Here is a 17,116-nt window from a genome sequence, read left to right on the forward strand (position 1 = left end):
CTTGTCCCGGTAACCCCGATCAGAAAGGCGCTTCAACTCACCGGGATGGCCGGAACAAGCCCGGCCATGACAACGGGGGTTTTCTCGATTCAAATCGATCGACACTGCTTTAGTTCTTCTTCACGTCGAACCAGCGCGTCGACCAGGTGGGGTGACCGACGTAACCGCTGACCCCCTTCTTGATGACGTAAGGATCCGTGCGCTGGAGGGTGATGATCAGCGTCGGTGGCAGGGCCTGATAGCCCTTGTCCACCTGCTCGAAGAGCGCCTTGCGCTTCTCGGGATCGGTCTCGGCCTTCGACTGGTCGACGAGCTTCGTCAGTTCCGGCGCATCGAGCGCCGTGCGCCAGAGGTAGTAACCGCCAAGCTTCGCCTCGTCGCGATTATCCGGGTTGTAGGCATATTGCACGAGCGTACCGAACGGATCGGGCAGGCGTGTGCCGGAATTGCCGACGAGAACCTGGAACTTGCGGGCGCGGAAGTCAGGGGTATGTTCGCCGGGAACGATTTCGAACTCGACGCCGGCCTTGCGCGCGTTGTCCTGGAGCGCGACAGCCATCTTGAGAAGCGCGTCCGACGACGGGAAGAGCGTCTTCTTCAGGCCGTTGGGGTAACCCGCCTCGGCCAGGAGCCTCTTGGCCTTTTCCGGGTCGTATTCATGGCCTGTGGGCTCGGCCGTCGGCGCGCCGGACATGCCCTTCGGAATAATCGACTGCCAGGGGAAGCCATTATACTTCATGGTGGTGGCGGCGAGCGGCTTCCAGTCGAGGATATGCTGGAACGCCTCACGCACCTTCGGCTTGGCGAGGTCCGGGTCCTGGGTGTTCATGGCGATGTAGTAGAAGCCGAGGCCCGGGCCCGGATCGATCGTCGCGCCCTTGGCTTCGAGCGCCTCGATATCGCCGCTCGCCATATACTGGCCGACGTCGATGTCGCCGGCCTCGATTTGCAGGCGCATGTTGCCGGATTCCGGCACATGGCGCATGACGACGCGCTTCATGGCGGGAGCGCCCGCCCAGTAGTCGGCGCGCGCATCCGTTAGCAGGATGTCGTTCGGCCGCCATTGCGTGAGCTTGAAGGGCCCGCTGCCGGCGCTGTTGCTCTTCAGCCAGTTCTGGCCGAGATCGCCATTCTTCTCGTTGGCGAGCACCGTCTTCTTGTCGACGATGCCAAGCGAGGCGCCAGCCAGCGAGTAGAGCACGAGATCGGTCGAGACCGGCTCCGGCAACTTGATGACCAGCGTCTGCGGGTCGGTCGCCTGGACAAGGCTGTCCACGTTGTCCTTGGTGAAGCCCCAGAGCGCGATGTCGGTCGAGCCGACGGCGCCCATCTTGATGACGCGCTGGATCGTCCAGGCGGCGTCCTCGGCCGTGACCGGATTGCCGGACGAAAACGTCGCGCCCTTTCGGATGGTCATCGTGATCGTGCGCTTGTCGTCGGAAACCGTCCATTTCTCCGCCAGCATTGGTCTGATGGTGGTGAGATCGTCCGGGTTAACGATGACCAGATTGTCGTAGAGGTTCGACACGACTTCCGACACCGTGCGCGCGTTGATGGCGGCGGGATCGAGTGCCGGAATGGCGCCGAGGTTGGTGCCGATGACGAGCGCGTTCGGTGGAGAGGCAGCGAATGCGCCTCCAGCGCCCGTGATCAGCGCCACAGCCGCAAGCCCGGCCAGAAGTCGGTATCTCATAAGGTGTCCTCCCTCGATGGACTGGTGGTGCCGGGCTTTTCGCCCATTCACTGCACGTGGTCTTGATTATCGGGAGCGGGCTCGTTGCATGGCCCGCCTGTGCTTCAAAAGAATACCGCAAATCCTGGCGCGGCCAATGGCCGGTTGCAATGGAATGCGCGCCGAGGCCGCGGCTGACCTCACGGGAAGGCGGTCGAGCCGTCCGGGCGTGTCGCGACACGTCGCTCCCAATGCACGTAGGCATCGGTCTTGAGGACGTCCTCGTCGATCTCGACGCCCCAGCCGGGACGATCCGGCCGGAGTTCGAGATAGCCGTCTTTCGGGAGATAGGGGTCCTTGATGTACCAGGTGCCCTCCAGCCCCTCGCGCTCCACGGGCTTTTCCTCGCCGCCCCCCTGCAGGAAATATCCCGGTCCCTGGGGCAGGCGATATTCCAGAATGCGGAAGTTCGGCTGCGCGGCGGAGAAGTGCAGGTTGACCGCGGTGGCGAGAGGGCCCATCGGATTATGGGGCGCGACCGTGACGTAGTGGGCCTCAGCGATCGCCGCGATCTTGCGCATCTCCAGCAGGCCGCCGATGACGCAGATATCCGGCTGGATGATGTCGGCGCCGCGCACGTTCAGGAGGCGCAGGAACTCGAAGCGATTGTAGAGCGACTCGCCGGTGGCCAGCGTGCAGGCCATCTGGCGCTTCATGTCGCCCCAGACTTCCACGTTTTCCGGTCGCACAGGCTCCTCGAAGAACATGGGATCGTACGGGGCGAGCGCATTGCCGAGCTGGACTGCCTGATGTGGCTCGAAGATGCGGGCGTGCGCGTCGAAGGCGATCTCGTAGTCGTTGCGCACGGTCTCCCTGAGGCTACGGAAGTATTCGGCGCTCGTACGCACCACCTCGCCCCAGCGGTTCTGGTGAATATTGATGCGGTAGGGGCTCAACTTGAAGGCGGTGAAACCCCAGCCTTCGTTGAGCCGGTCGAACTCGTCCCGTGCGGCGGGCGCGTCGGGCGCGGTGTAGACACCCGCGTAGACACGTACCCTATCTCGCGCATTGCCGCCCAGCAGCATGTAGACGGGCACGCCGAGGGCCTTGGCGGAAATGTCCCACAGGCAATGGTCGATCGCCGAGATCGCCGCCAGAGTCATGGCGCCCGGTGGAAAGCGCGTCTGCTGGAGGAGATACTGGATGATGTATTCGATGCGCCTGGGATCGCGCCCCTCAAGGAAGGTGTAGAGATATTCGAGCAGCGGCGCGAGCGCACGGTCTGGCCCGTGGTTATAGCATTCGCCCCAGCCGGTGATGCCCTCGTCGGTGTCAATCGCGACCAGCAGGCGCGGACGATCCTTGTCGCGCGTCATAAAGGTCCGCAGGCGATCAATCTTCATATGCGCCCTCCTAATGCCCGTCGCTTTTTGATCGGGATATCCTCGGACGGCTTTCATGGTGCCTGCCGACACGCGCGAAGCCATCTCGAAAAGATCCACGCCTGAGAACCGGGCCGCAGCAAGTTCCGGCGACGCTGATCGCCGAGCTTCGACCGCGCCTGTGACTAGACCTAGCCTAAGAATCTTGATATATCAAGACGCAATATATCAGGCGTCAGCCATCGTCGCCCGCGATCGTGCGGACACTCGTCATGAAGAGGTCAGGTTGCTTCACGCACTGGAATCCCTTGATCCCAATCTGTTGAAGGGGTTGCGTGACCATGTTCACGAAAAGCTCCGCCAGGCGATCATCGCGGGGCGATTGCCAACGGGGATATTGCTCAACGAGCGCAAGGTCGCGGCGGAACTCGGCGTGTCCACAACGCCCCTGAAGGAGGCGCTGCGCCGGCTTGAGCATGAAGGGCTTGTCAGGACCGAGCCGCGGCGTGGCATCCGTGTCACATTTGACTCCGGGCAAGCGGAGGAGATGGCCTTGGCCCGCGCGGCACTGGAAAGCATGATCGCGCGCCTTGCGGCCGCCCGCATCACAGATGATGCCCTCGCCACTATTCGCGGCATCACCGAGGGGATGAAGAAGGCGACCCAGTCGGGGGCGGTCAGCCGGCTCATCGAGCTCAACGAGGCGTTCCACGACGCGATCCACGCGGCGTCCGGCTGCCACTATCTCAAGCGCCTGCTCGTCGGCCAGCTCATCTACGACAAGGCGGCGCGGCGGTTTCTGCTCAGCGATGTGGACGAGCGTGGCCGCGCGCTCGGGGAGCATCTGGCCATCTTCGCCGCTCTCGAAGCGCGCGACGAGGATGGTGCGGAACGCGCGATGCGCGATCACATCGTGCGGTCGGGCAAACAGCACGTGCAGACGGCGTTCGAACGCCGCTAGAGCCTATGCGGTCAACTCCGGTTCACCGCACAGGCTTCAGGTCTTTCTTTCACGCATTTTCTTCACGCGAACCGGTGTCCACTTCGCTTGAAAATGCTCTAGGAGTTGAGGAAATGGGAAACGCCAACGGCTCGGGATCGACTCTGCGGACTGCGCTCGCCGGGATTTCCGGTGTGCACGCCACGCCTTACGACAGGGACGGGGCCGTCGACCGCAAGGTCTTGGGCGATATCGTCGAGCGTATCGTCGCGGGCGGTATCCACAATGTCGTGGCGGCCGGCAATACGGGTGAGTTCTACGCGCTGACGCCGGACGAGGTGCGCCTCGTCCATGATGCGGTGGTGGAGACGACCGCCGGCCGCAGTCGCGTGACAGCGGCTGTCGGGCGCTCGCTCAAGGAAGCGATCGCGCTTGGGCGCCGCGCCAAGGAGATCGGCGCCGATGCCGTCATGTCGCACCAGCCGCTCGATCCCTTCGCCGCGCCCCAGGCACAGGCTGCCTATTTCCGCGCGATCGCCGAGGAGGTCGACCTGCCGCTCGTCGCCTATGTGCGCTCGGATGCGATGAAGCCGGACGATCTCCTGTCGATCGCCAACCACCCCAACGTCGCTGGCGTGAAATTCGCCACCACCAACCTGATGCTGCTGGCCGAATGCGTGCGCGCCAGCAGTGACGAGACGGCTATCTGGGTCTGCGGACTGGCCGAGGGCTGGGCGGCGCCATTCTATGCGCTCGGAGCGCGGGGCTTCACCTCGGGCTTCGTCAATGTCGACCCCAAGCGCTCCCTGGCGATCCATGCCGCGCTCGAGGCCGGCGATTTCGCGCAGGCGCGCGAGCGCGTCGCCGAGATCGCCCGGTTCGAGACCCTGCGCACCAAATACGGCAACGGTGCCAACGTCACCGTGGTCAAGGAGGCGCTCGGCCTCCTCGGCCTTCCCGTCGGGCCGGTGCGCCTGCCGGGCCTGCCGGTGCTCGATCCCGGTGACAAGGAGATCCTGAAGCGCGAGATGGCGCGTTGGGGGCTGACGGGCTGAGCGCCTCACACGTCCTCATCGCCCTCGAAGGGGGCCACATTGGGTTCTTGCGGTTTTTGGTTTGACGGTTTGCGATTTCTGGAGGGTGGGGGCTCCGGAGTTCTCACTCCGTCAGTATGTTCATGGAGATGCGCATGCACAGCCTGGCCGAGAGGATCGAGGATGACGTCTATCCCCTCACGTCGCGCCAATTTGGCTGCCGGCACAAAGTCGCTATCCCCTGTGATAAGCACGATCTGATCGACCAGCCGCTTGTACGTTAAAGCGGCGACATCAAGTCCAAGACGCATGTCGACGCCTTTTTGAAGAGTATCTAGGTCGAAGTCGTCGTCCACGACCTGCTCAAAGCCCTTTTCCCCCCTGACCAGGGCAGACAATACCGCCGGTCTAAGGCGCCAAGATGATGTATCCATAAGGTGCCCCAGCCTGAGAGCCACCTTTCTCTTCTTGCGGAGTTCGTCATGTAAGCTGTTGCGAAAAAGAGCTTGAGGGGATTTTGAGAAGTCGATGGATCGCTTCGTAATTGGATGGTGCATTTTTTTGGAGAACGGAGGGCAATCATAGTAAAAAATGCGGTATAAATCGAAGCTCTCGAAGATGGGCTTATTATACTCATCGCGGCCAGTCTTCTGGTTCCGATGTCTTATCGCGTGGCCATGGATGAGGCGCGCAATGGCGCGCGGATCAGTATGGTCTGAGTTAGGAAATTGATAGCGAAGGCGCTTGAGAAAGAAGCCACCGTCGATCAGGACCGCGACGCGGTTCTTGTGCACGCCCTCCTCCAATCGACATGAGAAGCCCCTGGGCTCGGCTTCACAATCATGAACGGCGTGGCCGAAAGGGAAGCGTACTGCCAGGGGCTTGTCGATTGTCTATCTATCGCGCGTGAGCAAAATTGTCAACCCAAAAGTGAATGTCCCAACATCGCGCGATCTATCTAATATATTGATATTTTTTAATTTTCTGAAAAAGCGCAGGTGTGCGGGTCGCGGCCTCTCCGCCTCACGCCGCCCTTTTCGGCAAGGGGCCGACATAACGGGATTGCGGGCGGATCAGGCGGTTTGTGGCTTCCTGTTCCAGGACATGCGCGGCCCAGCCGGCGACGCGCCCGACCGCGAAGACCGGGGTGAAGGTCTCGCGCGGCAAGGCCAGGGCCTCCAGCACCAGCGCGGTGTAGAACTCCACATTGGTCTGCAGAGGGCGTGAGCGCTTGCGCTCCGCCAGGATTGCGAGCGCGGCCTTTTCCACCTCATCGGCGAACTGGATGCGGTTGCCGCCAGCGCGCAGTGTCGCGGCCACATGTTTCAGGACATCGGCCCGGGGATCGCGCACGCGGTAGACCCGGTGGCCGAAGCCCATCAGCCGGTCGCCGTTGTCGAGCGCCTGTTCCAGCCATGGCCTGATCCGCTCCGGCGTGCCGATCTCATCGAGCATGTCGAGCACCGGACCGGGCGCGCCGCCGTGCAGCGGCCCCTTGAGCGCGCATAATCCCGCGATCACCGATGACACCATGCCCGCCCGTGTGGAGGCAACGACCCGCGCCGTAAAGGTCGAGGCGTTGAGGCCGTGGTCGATGACCGTGACGAGATAGGTGTCGAGCGCGCGGATCTCTGCATCCGAGGCCGCTTGACCGCGCAGCATGCGCAGGAAATCCGCCGCCTGCCCCAGGGTGGAATCCGGCGCGACGGGGGCCAGTCCGTCGCGATGGCGGGTGATGGCCGCGACAAAGACCGGCATGGCCGCCGTCGTCAGGACATGGCCCGGAATGGGCGATGCGTCCGAAAGCCCCGACAGCATCAATCGCAGTGCCTCGACGGGACTCAAATCCGCGATCATCGGCAGCAGGCGCTCGGCGATGGGAAAGGCCGCCACGCGGGCGTCGCCCAACGCCCGGCGCACCTCGGCTTCGTCACCCGCAGCCGACAGATCGCGCCACAACAGGCTCGTCACCGCCTCGAAGCTCTGGCGACCGGCGAGCTCTTCAAGGTCGAAGCCTCTGATGATCAGGCGTCCGGCCTCGCCATCGACATGGCTCAGGGTGGTCTCCGCCGCGACGACGTCATCAAGTCCAACTGACATTGCTTGTCTCCTTTTCCGGAGATAAATTGATCTAAAGATTCATATCGTCAATATTGATTGATGTGATCAATATAAGGTGTCGGCTGTGGACGTCATTGATGCGGGCGAGGCGGTGGAGAGGCTGGGGGTCAGCCGGGCGACGCTCTATGCCTATGTGAGCCGGGGACTCGTGCGCGCGTTGCCGGACACGGCCGATCCACGACGCAGCCTTTATAGCGCGGCCGATATCGATGGGCTCGTCACGCGCAAGCGGCGCGGACGGAAGCCGGAGCGCATCGCGGCGGGCACGCTGGACTGGGGACTTCCCGTGCTCACCTCGCACATCACGCGAATCGAAGGCGGTCAACTGAGTTATCGCGGCCGTGACGCGCTGGAGCTCGCGAAGGTCGCATCCTTCGAGGCAGTGGCCGCCTTGCTTTGGGGCTGCGGCGACAGCGACCCTTTCGCCGCGCCCATGCCGGCGGTCGGTGACGCCTGGGACGAACTCTCGCGGCTGATGGCGGCACGCTCCCTGCCGGAGCGCTGCGGCGTGCTGCTCCCTTTGATGCCTGGCGCCAGCGCGACGCTCTGGCGGCGCGAACTGCGTCTCGTCTGGCCCAATGCTGCCACGCTGCTGCGGACGATGGCCGCCGCCGCGGTCGGCCGCGCGCCGCGTGCCACGCCGATCGCGGAGGTCCTGGCGGAGGCGTGGGGTCTCGAGCCCGGACACGCGAGCACTGACCATTTGCGCGCGGCGCTCGTGTTGCTCGCCGATCATGAGCTCAACGCATCCGCCTTTGCGGTGCGTGTCGTCGCTTCCACCGGCGCTTCGCTGGCGGCCGCGCTTACCGGCGGGCTCGCGGCCTTGGGCGGGCCGCGCCATGGCGGCACGACGAGCCTCGTCGAAATCCTCTTCGACGAGATCGAGCGCGCAGGGGATGCCGGGCGCGTGGTCGATGAGCGCTTGTGGCGCGGCGATCTCCTGCCGGGTTTCGACCATCCGCTTTATCCGGATGGCGACCCGCGCGCCGTGGCGCTGCTCGGCCGGCTGCCGCCTGATGGTGAGCGCGACTCGCTCATCGCCGCCGTCGGCGCGCTCGGGAAGCGGCCGAATGTGGATTTCGCGCTCGTTTCACTGCGGCGGGCGCTCGGGCTGCCGCGCGGCGCGGCCTTCACGCTGTTCGCCGTCGGGCGCACCGCTGGATGGATCGCCCATGCGCTGGAGCAGCTCGCGGACGGACGGCTCATCCGCCCCCGCGCCCGTTACGATGATCCTGAGGAGTAGATGGACAAGCATCCACCAGCGTCATCCCCGGCTTTATGCGGGGGATGACGCTCGGAAGGGCACCAGACCTTAGGTATCGGGATGGCCGGGACAAGCCCGGCCATGACACGAGTTTCACGCACTCAATCAGATCGAACAATTATCCAACTCAAGCCGACAGCTGGTAGCTGTGGGCCTTCTCGTTCTCGTGGCGCGCCAGGATCTGGTCGGCCATCTTCTCGGCGATCATGATGGTCGGCAGATTGGTATTGGCGCGCGGCACGGTCGGCATGACCGAGGCATCGACGACGCTCAAGCCACCTACGCCGATGACCTGGCCGGTGCGGGCGTCGACGACGGCGAGCGGGTCGGCGGGGTCGCCCATGCGGCAGGTTCCGGATGCGTGCCAACCGCCGATGGTGTGTTTGCGGACCGTGGCCTCCAGAAGGTCGTCGTCCGCGAGGATGGTCGCGAGCGCCGGGCCGGGCGCCAGCAGCCGCTCGATGACCTGCCGCCGCAGGGCCGCCGGTCCATCGGTCAGGAGCGCCGGACCGATGGTCATCAGCCAGTTCCGGGCGCTGATCTGTCCGACGAGGGCGGCCATGGCCCCGTGGGTCGAGGCGAAGGGGTCGAGCGCCGCCACCCGCATCTCGGGTGTCGCGAAGATCGCCGCCATCCGGCGGAACACGGCTTTCATGCGCGTGAGGTCGCGTGGGTCCGTCAGCAGCTGGAAGGCGACTTCCGGATAGACGTTCGGATCGGGCGAGGTCAGCTTCACCCAGCCTTGGCTGTAGGGCTTGTTGATCCAGCTAAACAGCGAGCCTATCCGCCGGCCGATGGGGTGCCAGGCGGATTTTGCGACGACGACCGTGAACATGTCGTTGGCGGGCGCGTCCGGCAGGTCCGAGGTGTAGCGCAGCGCCATCTGCACATGGCGACGCGGGGTCTCGCCCATGCGCGCGCCGGGCTTGATCCAGGCCGACATCGACATCGACGGATGTTCCTGCAGATTGGCCCCGACGCCGGGCAGGTCGTGGATGACCGGGACGCTTATGGCGCGCAGGTCGGCGGCGGGGCCGATGCCTGCGCGGAGGAGGATCGCTGGTGAGCGCAGGGCGCCCGCGGCGAGGATGATCTCGCGGCCGCGAACGACCTCGCCGTTGACCTCGACGCCGACCGCGCGGCCCTCTTCCACCACGATGCGCGAGACGATGGCACGGGCGCGAATCGTCAGGTTCCGGCGGGCGCGGGTCGTCGCGTCGAGATAGCCCATCGCCGCCGACCGGCGCTGCTTGCGATCGGTCGTCAGGGCCATCGGGAACCAGCCGTCGTCAAAACAGCCGTTCTGGTCTTCGATGTTGCGATAGCCCAGCCGTTTGAAGGCGCCCGCGGCGGCCTTCGTGAAGCCCGGCCAGACTGCCTCGGGCACACGGCTGATGGTGATGGGGCCATCCGCGCCGTGGAGCGGGCCTGTATGGTCGAGATCGGTTTCGAGCTTGCGGAAATAGGGCAGGACCGAGGCCCAGTCCCAGCCGGTTGCGCCAAGCTCTCCCCATTCGTCATAGTCGTCCGGCGTGCCGCGATTGCCGAGCTCGCCGTTGATGGTCGAGCCGCCGCCCATGACGCGCGCCTGTCCATAGGGCTTCAGCGGCGGCCGGCGCGGATCATTGTGAGGCACGGGCTCGAAATAGGCTTTCAGCCCCTGCCATTGATAATTGGCATTGAAGGCCGCCCGATAAGGATAGACATCCTTGATCTCGTCCGGCTCCTCACCGGGGAGATGGTCCTCGCCCGCCTCCAGCAGGAGCACCTGGTTGGCGCTCCGAGCCGACAGGCGATTGGCGAGGACACAGCCGGCGGAGCCGCCGCCGACGATGATGAAGTCCCAATGCTGCGTCATGATGTGCTCTTCATGGACGTGATGACGTGCGCGATGGCCGCGAGCCCCTGGCGTCGTCTTCAGTCTCGCGGGGTGAAGACGTGGAGCGCCGTGCGGTGCCGGGCGATGTAGTCCCAGTCGTAGTCGACGCCAAGGCCCGGGCCTTCGGGGACGGGCATGCAGCCATCCTCGCCGATCGCCTCGAGTTCGTCGCTGTAGCCTGAGCCGAAGACGGGCGGCATGGGATTGCGCACGCCCGGCGCGACCAGCGACAGCTCGTACCAGTTGCTGTTGCGCATCGCCGCCATGCAATGGCGTTGCGAGGGGCCGGCGGCATGGATCTCGCAATCGAGCCCGAAGGCCTCGGCGAGATGGGCGATCTTCATCGCACCGGTGATACCCATGTCGTAATCGGGATCGGTGCGGATGAAATCCGTCGCGCGCTCTGTCAGCCACGGCACCTTGGCCTCGAGGCCGCGCACATGCTCGGTCAGCAGCAGCGGCGTCTTGACATGCTCCTTGAGCTGGCGCGCGGCATGCGGTGACCAGCCGGCGTCCATGAAGGGGTCCTCGTACCAGTAGTAGTTGCCCTCGTCGCAGGCCTTGCCGACATAGATGGCGTCGGCGAATGTCTTCAGCTCACTCGCGGCGTCGTACATCAACGTCATCTTGTCGCCGACGCGGGCCGCGCAGTGGAGCAGGTTCTCCGCCTCCTCGCGCCGGTCGCCTTCGCCCCAGCCATGGATCTTGTAGCCGCGGAAGCCGAGTTCCAGGCATTCCTCGGCAAAGTCGGCATAGGCCTCCTTGCTGTCGAGGATGCCGGCGCGGCCGCCGTTAAGGGTGCTGGCATAGGTGGGCAGGCGCGAGCGATAGCCGCCGAGCAGCCGCCAGACAGGCTTGCCGACGGATTTGCCGGCGAGATCCCAGAGCGCGATGTCGAGCGCGGAATGCCCAACGGCCATGAAATGCCGGTGCATGCGCTTGAGCTTATTGTAGATGGCCTCGCGCGCCTCGGCATCCTCACCGAGGATATGCGCGGCGAGGCCGCGAACCTGTCCGACAAGAACGCCGTTCTTGCCACTATGCGCGGTGCAATATTCACCCCGCTGCCCGTCGGCCGTTTCAATGGACAGGGCGAAAGACGGCACCTCGCTGGTGGCACCTTTCATGACACAGCGGTTGCCGCTGGCGTCACGGCCAAGGCCTTCAACCTTATAGTCAAATTCGTGAATCTCGACGCGTGTGATGCGGCTGCCTGGCCGTGCTGCCGTCTGTGTGCTCATGGTGGGCGGTCTCCGTCCGCGGCGCTTGTCGGTTCTGTGCAAAGGCACTTGTCAACGCCGATCTGTCTGACTAGTATTGTTGTAGTCCGATAACTTGGAGCGCGTCAATGTCCGATATCAGCGAGCAGGAGAGCCGGGTCGATGCGGCCTACAGGCATCTCGTCGCCTACATCGAACGTGAGAACGTGCCCGAGGGCAGCCGTCTGCCTTCGGAGAGCGAATTCGTGGAGCGCTTTGGTTTGTCGCGGGCCAGCATTCGTGAGGCCCTGGCTCGCCTCAGGGCGGAGGGGCGGGCGGTCTCGCGCCGCGGCTCCGGCACCTTCACGGCGCGTGGTCTGCCGGCGGAGCTCGTTCGCCTCTCGGCGATCGATTCGGTTCAGGACCTCATCGACTGGCAAGAGTTCCGCGTCGCTCTCGAAAGCGAGGTCGCGGCACTGGCGGCTGAACGGCGCGATGACGCTGATTTGGCTCGGATTCATGCCGCGCAAGAGGCGTTGATGGCCAAACTCGCGAGCGAGCATGGCCAGGCCGAGGACGCCGAATTTCACCGGTCCATCGCCGTGGCTGCCCATAACGGGAAGCTTCTGGACGGCGTGAGTGCGCTGGCCAATCACATCTTTCGCTGGAGCGGGCAGACGCGGGAGCGCGGCATTCTCACGCTCAGTGAACGCCGGGAGATCATCGCGGCCGAGCACGGCGAGATCATCAACGCGATCACGGAACGCAAGCCCGACCAGGCTCGCTTCGCTCTCCGCCGGCATCTGTTGAATGGCCGGGCGCGCTTTCTCGGAACGTTGCGCCTGTAGCGCACGTAGGTCTCAAAGTAGTCAGACAGGAAGATAAGCTGTCCGTCAGGGAGGACATGGGGAATGACCGGGATGGAATCCAGGCTGATCGATCGCCGATCAGCGCTCAAGGGCGGGCTTGCGGCGGGTGTCGCAATGCCGTTCCTCTCGCGGGCGGGGTTCGCACAAGCTGCGGGCAGTGTCCGCATCTGGACTTTCATGAGCGCGGAAGGACAATCTCCGCGCGAGAAGGTCTTCAAGGCGCTCATCGACGAATTCGAGGCCAAGAACAAGGTCAAAGTTGTCGTCGAGCCGCAGCCGTTCCAGGAGCTGGAAACAAAATTCGTGGCCGCGGTCGCGCAGAAGCGCGCTCCGGATCTCGTGTGGCTGCGCGACACCTTCCTCAGCCTCGTGGTCGACCGTAAAGGACTTGCGGATCTGAACGAGGTGCTGACGCCGGATTTCAAGCGCGACGCGCTGCCGGACATGTTCGATGTCTTCACGCAGAAGGCGGTCTTCGACGGCAAGCGCGTGTCGTTGCCCATCTGGCCATCGCCAGCGCAGATCATCTTCTATCGCAAGGACGCCTTGCGGGAGATCGGCATCGATGCGCCGCCGCTCGCCTGGGATACCTTCATCGACGCGGCCGCGAAGCTCACGAAGGGCGATCGCATCGCCTTGGGCCTGCCGACGAGCGACAACAGCGTGTCGGCCTTCATCAACATCATGACCGGTTTTGGCCCGGAGATTTTCGACAAGGCGACCGGGCGCATCGATCTCACAGGTGCGCAGGCGATCGAGACGGCCAATGTGGTGCGGACGCTGGTGGCAAGGGGCGCGGTGTCGAAGACCCTGCTGAACGCCATGGGTGACGATATCCAGGACCAGTTCGCCGCTGGCCGCTTCGCCATGGCGCAGGCCTTCGCGCCGCGCTTCCAGCAGTATCAGAAGATCGCCGCCGGCTACGACCCGAAGGAACTGGCGATTTCCGCCTGGCCGTCCTTCGGCGGGCGCCCGCCGGCCGTTCTCCTTGGGCCTTATTGGACGGTCGGCCTTGCCGCCACCTCGCAGAACAAGGAGGCGGCTGTCGCCTTCCTGGAATCTATGTATACGCCCGAGGCGTCGATGCGCTGGGCGAAGGATGCGAGCCTCATTCCCGATCGACGCTCCGTCATGAAGGATCCGTGGTTCGAGAAACCCGAGGCGGCCGTCACGCGGAATTTCTACGAACTCCTGTCGGGCAAAGGTGCATTCGTCTTCCCGCAGCGCGTGCCTGACGTCACCAAGATCTTCGCTGTGCTCAATACGTCCCTGCAAGAAATCATCGGCACGGACGAGAAGGTCGAGGCGATCCTCAGCCGCGCCAAGACGTCGCTCAACTGGTAGGACACCGCGACAGATGGTCAGCGTTCCAGCGTCTGGTACGACAACATTCACCCGATCGATCGAGGACGCGGCGCGCGCCGGGCGCCGCGTCGGGACGACGCTGGTTGGTCCGGCGGTACTCGTCGTGATCGCCGTCAATATATTGCCGGCGTTCTTCGGCTTCTACTCGAGCCTGCGCAAGATCTTCTTCTTCGGAGACGAAGGTTTTGCCGGCCTCGACAATTTCAGGGCACTCTTCGCTGATCCCGTGACCTGGGAGGCGATTGGCCGGTCGCTTATCTTCACCTTCGGAGCGCTGGCGCTCGCGGTTCCGCTGGCGCTGCTCGCGGCGCTGGCGGTTCGTGAGCTTGGCGCGCGCGGCCGTATCCTGCTGACTATTCTGCTTGTGCCGTGGGCGATGAGCCCGATCGTCGTCGCGCTCCTGTGGAAGTGGATCCTCCTGCCGTCGCCGGGCGGTCTCTTCGCGTCCATCTTAGCCACCTTCGGCATGCCGCCCGCCAACCTCCTGTCCAATCCGACATGGGCGATGCCGACCGTGATCGCGGTTGCGGTATGGCGGACTTTCGCCTTCGCCGCCATCATCCTGACGGCCGGCCTCGGCCAGATCCCGAAGGACCTCTACAAGGCAGCGGCCGTCGATGGCCTGACGGCGGTGGAGCGCTTCTCGCGCATCACCGTGCCGTTGCTCGCGCCGTCGATCCTGATCGTCCTGTCGATGTTGACGATCAGCTATTTCAACGAGGTCCAGGTCATCATCGGGCTGACGTCGGGTGGACCTATCCGCTCCACGACGACGCTCGCCTACCAGCTCTACCTCACCGGTTTCGTGGAGCTGGACCAGGGACGCGGAAACGCGATCGCCGTGGTGATGTTCCTGATCAATCTCGTGCTCATCGTCGGCTATGTCCAACTCCTCGGCAACAAGAAGGGCGGTGAAGCATGAACCAGAGCATGCGCCTGTCCGGCCGCGCGGCTCTTCTCGCGGCGTCGGCGATTGCCTCGGTCGTGGTGCTCGGTCCGATCATCTGGGCGCTGTCCACGTCGCTGAAGTCGGACAACCACATCTTCGCGGTCCCGCCGCGTCTCATCCCCGATGAGCCCACGCTGATGCATTTCCAGCGCCTCATCGCGGAAGGCGTGCAGTGGAGTTTCCTCAACAGCGCCTTTTATACCGTGGTCTCCGTCGCCTTTGCCGTCGCTGTCGGAGGCACCGCGGGCTACGCGCTGGTGCGGTATCCCGTCCCGGCCAAGCGCGCGCTGCTCGTCCTGTTCATGGGCGTCATGTCGATCCCGAGCTACGCGCTTCTGCTGCCGACGCAGGTTATCTTCGTGCGGCTGGGGATCTTCGACACGCGGCTCGCGCTGCCGATCCTCTATGCCGCCCACGTCATTCCCTTCGCGGTGTGGATGACCCGGGCGCATTTCGCGACCGTGCCGCGCGAGCTTGAACAGGCCGCTCTCGTCGATGGGTACTCACGCTTCGAGGCGGTGTGGAAGGTCATCATTCCCGGTGCCCGCCCGGCCCTGATCGCGGCGTCCGCCTTCGGCTTCCTCTATGCCTGGAACGACTACATCACCGCGACGACGATGGTGGAAGCGCCCGATCTCCGGACGTTGCCGGTTGCCCTCATCTTCTTCCAGGGCTTCCACGGCCGGGACTGGGGCGCGCTGATGGCCGGGGTGGTCATCGCCACGCTGCCGCCTGTCGTCCTCTTCCTCGTCTATCGCCGCTATCTGATCGGCGGCTTCTCGGAAGGTTCGGTGAAGGGGTGACCCACGCCGACGCCAACGCAATCCGCCAGCCGGACGACAAAGCGCAAGACGTTATTCTGCCAAAGACGCTATTCTGCAATGTGAGAGCCAAGGAATGAACGTGCACAGCCAGGATATCGCATCACGCGCCGTCGGCGCTTCCGCGCGTTCCGTCCGCTTTGTCGATGTCGCCAAGCGCTTCGGCTCCGTCACGGCGGTCGGCGATGTCAACCTCACCATCGCGCCGGGACAGTTCGTCACGCTGCTCGGCCCTTCCGGCTGCGGAAAATCAACGACGCTCAGCATGATCGCCGGACTGGAGCTGCCGAGCCAGGGGCACATCTATATAGGCGAGAAGGACGTGACGACGGTCCCTCCGGCGGACCGGGACATCGCCATGGTGTTCCAGTCCTACGCGCTCTATCCGCATCTCACGATCTTCGAGAACATCGCCTTTCCCCTGCGGGCGAAGCGCCGGCGCACCACCGAGGCCGAGGTCAACCGCAAGGTGACGGACGCCGCGCGGATGCTCGGTCTCGACAAGCTGCTCGCGCGCTTTCCCCGCGAGATCTCCGGCGGCCAGCGCCAGCGCGTGGCGCTCGGCCGGGCGATGGTGCGCACGCCGACCATCTATCTCCTCGATGAGCCGCTCTCGAACCTCGACCAGCAGCTGAGGGTGCAGATGCGCTCCGAGCTGAAGGATCTCCACCAGCGGCTCGGCGCCACCATGCTCTACGTCACCCACGATCAGGGTGAGGCGATGACGCTGTCGGACATCATTGCGGTCATGTCGGCCGGGCGCATCGAGCAGGTGGGGGCGCCACGGGAGCTTTACGACCGGCCGGCCAATCTGTTCGTCGCGCGCTTTCTCGGCGAGCCCGGCATGAACATCCTGAACGGCGATATCGGCGATGGCCGGCTGCGCGGGCCCGGCGTCGCGATCGCGCTTCCGCCGACCGTGAAGGCAGGGCCCGGCAAGCTGTGCGCCGGCATCCGGCCGGAAGATCTCATGCTTTGCCCGGCTGATGAGGCCGAGTTGACCGGGGTGGTACGGACGGTCGAGTTCCTCGGCTCGCGCTGCCTGATGCGCGCCGATATCGGTGAGACACTCGTCACCGCCTTCCTGCCGGCCGAAGTCACGACCCAGCCCGGCGAGACGGTCGGTCTCAAGGCGTCTCACCCGGGCCGCACGCGCTGGTTCGACGTGGCGTCCGGCCTCGCGGTCGGTCATTAAGGCGATTGCGATGCGACAGATACTCAGCATTGAGACGACTGAGGCCTTGAAGGTCGCGTCGGCGGCGCTCGAGGCGGGCGCCGGGCGCGGTCATGCGCTCGCGGTCTGCGTGGTCGACGCGACCGGCACACCGCTCATCCTCCTGCGCGACGACCGGGCGCGGTTGACGACCGTCGAGATGGCCATCAACAAGGCGTGGACGGCGGCGGCTCATCAGCGTGCGACCCATGAACTCGCGGCCGTCGTGCAACCCGGCCAGCCGGGGTTCGGCGCCAATATCCAGTTCGGCGGACGGCTGTCGCCCTTGCCCGGTGGATTGCCGATCGCAGTCGAGGGCGGTGTCGCCGGCGGCATCGGCGTCAGCGGAGGAGACGCGGAGACAGACATCGCCGCGGCCCGCGCGGGGCTGGCGGCACTTGGCTGAGC

Annotated in this window: 15 protein-coding genes; 9 read left to right on the forward strand and 6 right to left on the reverse strand. The window is 64.7% G+C overall.

Features of this window, described 5'->3' with window-relative positions; genetic code table 11:
• Positions 1-109 precede the first annotated feature (109 nt).
• Entirely contained in the window at positions 110-1,693 is a 1,584-nt protein-coding gene (locus KIO74_RS19985) for an ABC transporter substrate-binding protein (protein ID WP_213333583.1), read from the reverse strand.
• A 179-nt stretch (positions 1,694-1,872) separates the two neighbouring features.
• Positions 1,873-3,075: a mandelate racemase/muconate lactonizing enzyme family protein gene (locus tag KIO74_RS19990; protein WP_213333584.1), complete on the reverse strand. Its 1,203-nt coding sequence runs from the start codon at positions 3,073-3,075 to the stop codon at positions 1,873-1,875.
• A 265-nt stretch (positions 3,076-3,340) separates the two neighbouring features.
• On the opposite strand from KIO74_RS19990, the gene KIO74_RS19995 reads away from it, so the two are divergent.
• Together KIO74_RS19995 and KIO74_RS20000 are read left to right on the forward strand one after the other, a co-directional pair.
• Positions 3,341-4,015, forward strand: a complete 675-nt coding sequence (locus tag KIO74_RS19995; RefSeq protein WP_249731082.1) for a GntR family transcriptional regulator — start codon at positions 3,341-3,343, stop codon at positions 4,013-4,015.
• Positions 4,016-4,128: 113 nt separating this feature from the next.
• On the forward strand, positions 4,129-5,049 hold the full coding sequence (locus tag KIO74_RS20000) for a dihydrodipicolinate synthase family protein (RefSeq protein WP_213333586.1): 921 nt from the start codon (positions 4,129-4,131) through the stop codon (positions 5,047-5,049).
• 5 nt (positions 5,050-5,054) lie between these two features.
• Here the strand turns inward: KIO74_RS20000 and KIO74_RS32520 are convergent, their stop codons facing one another.
• The gene (locus KIO74_RS32520; protein ID WP_213333587.1) at positions 5,055-5,822 is read right to left on the reverse strand and encodes an NYN domain-containing protein; all 768 of its coding nucleotides are present in this window, start codon (positions 5,820-5,822) and stop codon (positions 5,055-5,057) included.
• A gap of 229 nt (positions 5,823-6,051) precedes the next feature.
• Positions 6,052-7,128 (reverse strand): citrate synthase/methylcitrate synthase, encoded by a 1,077-nt coding sequence (locus tag KIO74_RS20010; protein WP_213333588.1) that lies wholly within the window; start codon positions 7,126-7,128, stop codon positions 6,052-6,054.
• Positions 7,129-7,213: 85 nt separating this feature from the next.
• Here KIO74_RS20010 and KIO74_RS20015 point away from each other — a divergent pair, with 85 nt between their 5' ends.
• Positions 7,214-8,392, forward strand: coding sequence for a citrate/2-methylcitrate synthase (locus KIO74_RS20015; protein ID WP_291979622.1), 1,179 nt, complete (start codon positions 7,214-7,216; stop codon positions 8,390-8,392).
• Between the two features lie 148 nt (positions 8,393-8,540).
• Here KIO74_RS20015 and KIO74_RS20020 read toward each other — a convergent pair whose 3' ends face one another.
• Both KIO74_RS20020 and KIO74_RS20025 read right to left on the reverse strand, forming a co-directional pair.
• Positions 8,541-10,271, reverse strand: coding sequence for a GMC family oxidoreductase (locus KIO74_RS20020; protein WP_213333589.1), 1,731 nt, complete (start codon positions 10,269-10,271; stop codon positions 8,541-8,543).
• A gap of 59 nt (positions 10,272-10,330) precedes the next feature.
• Complete coding sequence (locus KIO74_RS20025; protein ID WP_213333590.1) at positions 10,331-11,533, reverse strand: enolase C-terminal domain-like protein; 1,203 nt, start codon at positions 11,531-11,533, stop codon at positions 10,331-10,333.
• Between the two features lie 107 nt (positions 11,534-11,640).
• Between KIO74_RS20025 and KIO74_RS20030 the strand changes: the two genes are divergently transcribed.
• The 6 genes from KIO74_RS20030 to KIO74_RS20055 all read left to right on the forward strand — a co-directional run bounded on the left by KIO74_RS20030 (position 11,641) and on the right by KIO74_RS20055 (position 17,114).
• The gene (locus KIO74_RS20030; RefSeq protein ID WP_213333591.1) at positions 11,641-12,339 is read left to right on the forward strand and encodes a FadR/GntR family transcriptional regulator; all 699 of its coding nucleotides are present in this window, start codon (positions 11,641-11,643) and stop codon (positions 12,337-12,339) included.
• A 63-nt stretch (positions 12,340-12,402) separates the two neighbouring features.
• Entirely contained in the window at positions 12,403-13,704 is a 1,302-nt protein-coding gene (locus KIO74_RS20035; RefSeq protein WP_213333592.1) for an ABC transporter substrate-binding protein, read from the forward strand.
• A gap of 13 nt (positions 13,705-13,717) precedes the next feature.
• On the forward strand, positions 13,718-14,647 hold the full coding sequence (locus tag KIO74_RS20040) for a carbohydrate ABC transporter permease (protein WP_213333593.1): 930 nt from the start codon (positions 13,718-13,720) through the stop codon (positions 14,645-14,647).
• On the forward strand, positions 14,644-15,477 hold the full coding sequence (locus KIO74_RS20045) for a carbohydrate ABC transporter permease (RefSeq protein ID WP_213333594.1): 834 nt from the start codon (positions 14,644-14,646) through the stop codon (positions 15,475-15,477). The genes KIO74_RS20040 and KIO74_RS20045 overlap by 4 nt, the downstream gene beginning before the upstream one ends.
• A gap of 94 nt (positions 15,478-15,571) precedes the next feature.
• Positions 15,572-16,690 carry an ABC transporter ATP-binding protein gene (locus KIO74_RS32290; protein ID WP_213333595.1) on the forward strand — a complete coding sequence of 373 codons (1,119 nt, stop codon included), beginning with the start codon at positions 15,572-15,574 and terminating at the stop codon, positions 16,688-16,690.
• Between the two features lie 10 nt (positions 16,691-16,700).
• Positions 16,701-17,114 (forward strand): GlcG/HbpS family heme-binding protein, encoded by a 414-nt coding sequence (locus tag KIO74_RS20055; protein ID WP_213333596.1) that lies wholly within the window; start codon positions 16,701-16,703, stop codon positions 17,112-17,114.
• Positions 17,115-17,116 lie beyond the last annotated feature (2 nt).

The organism is Chelatococcus sp. HY11 (assembly GCF_018398335.1).
Taxonomy (GTDB): Bacteria; Pseudomonadota; Alphaproteobacteria; order Rhizobiales; family Beijerinckiaceae; genus Chelatococcus.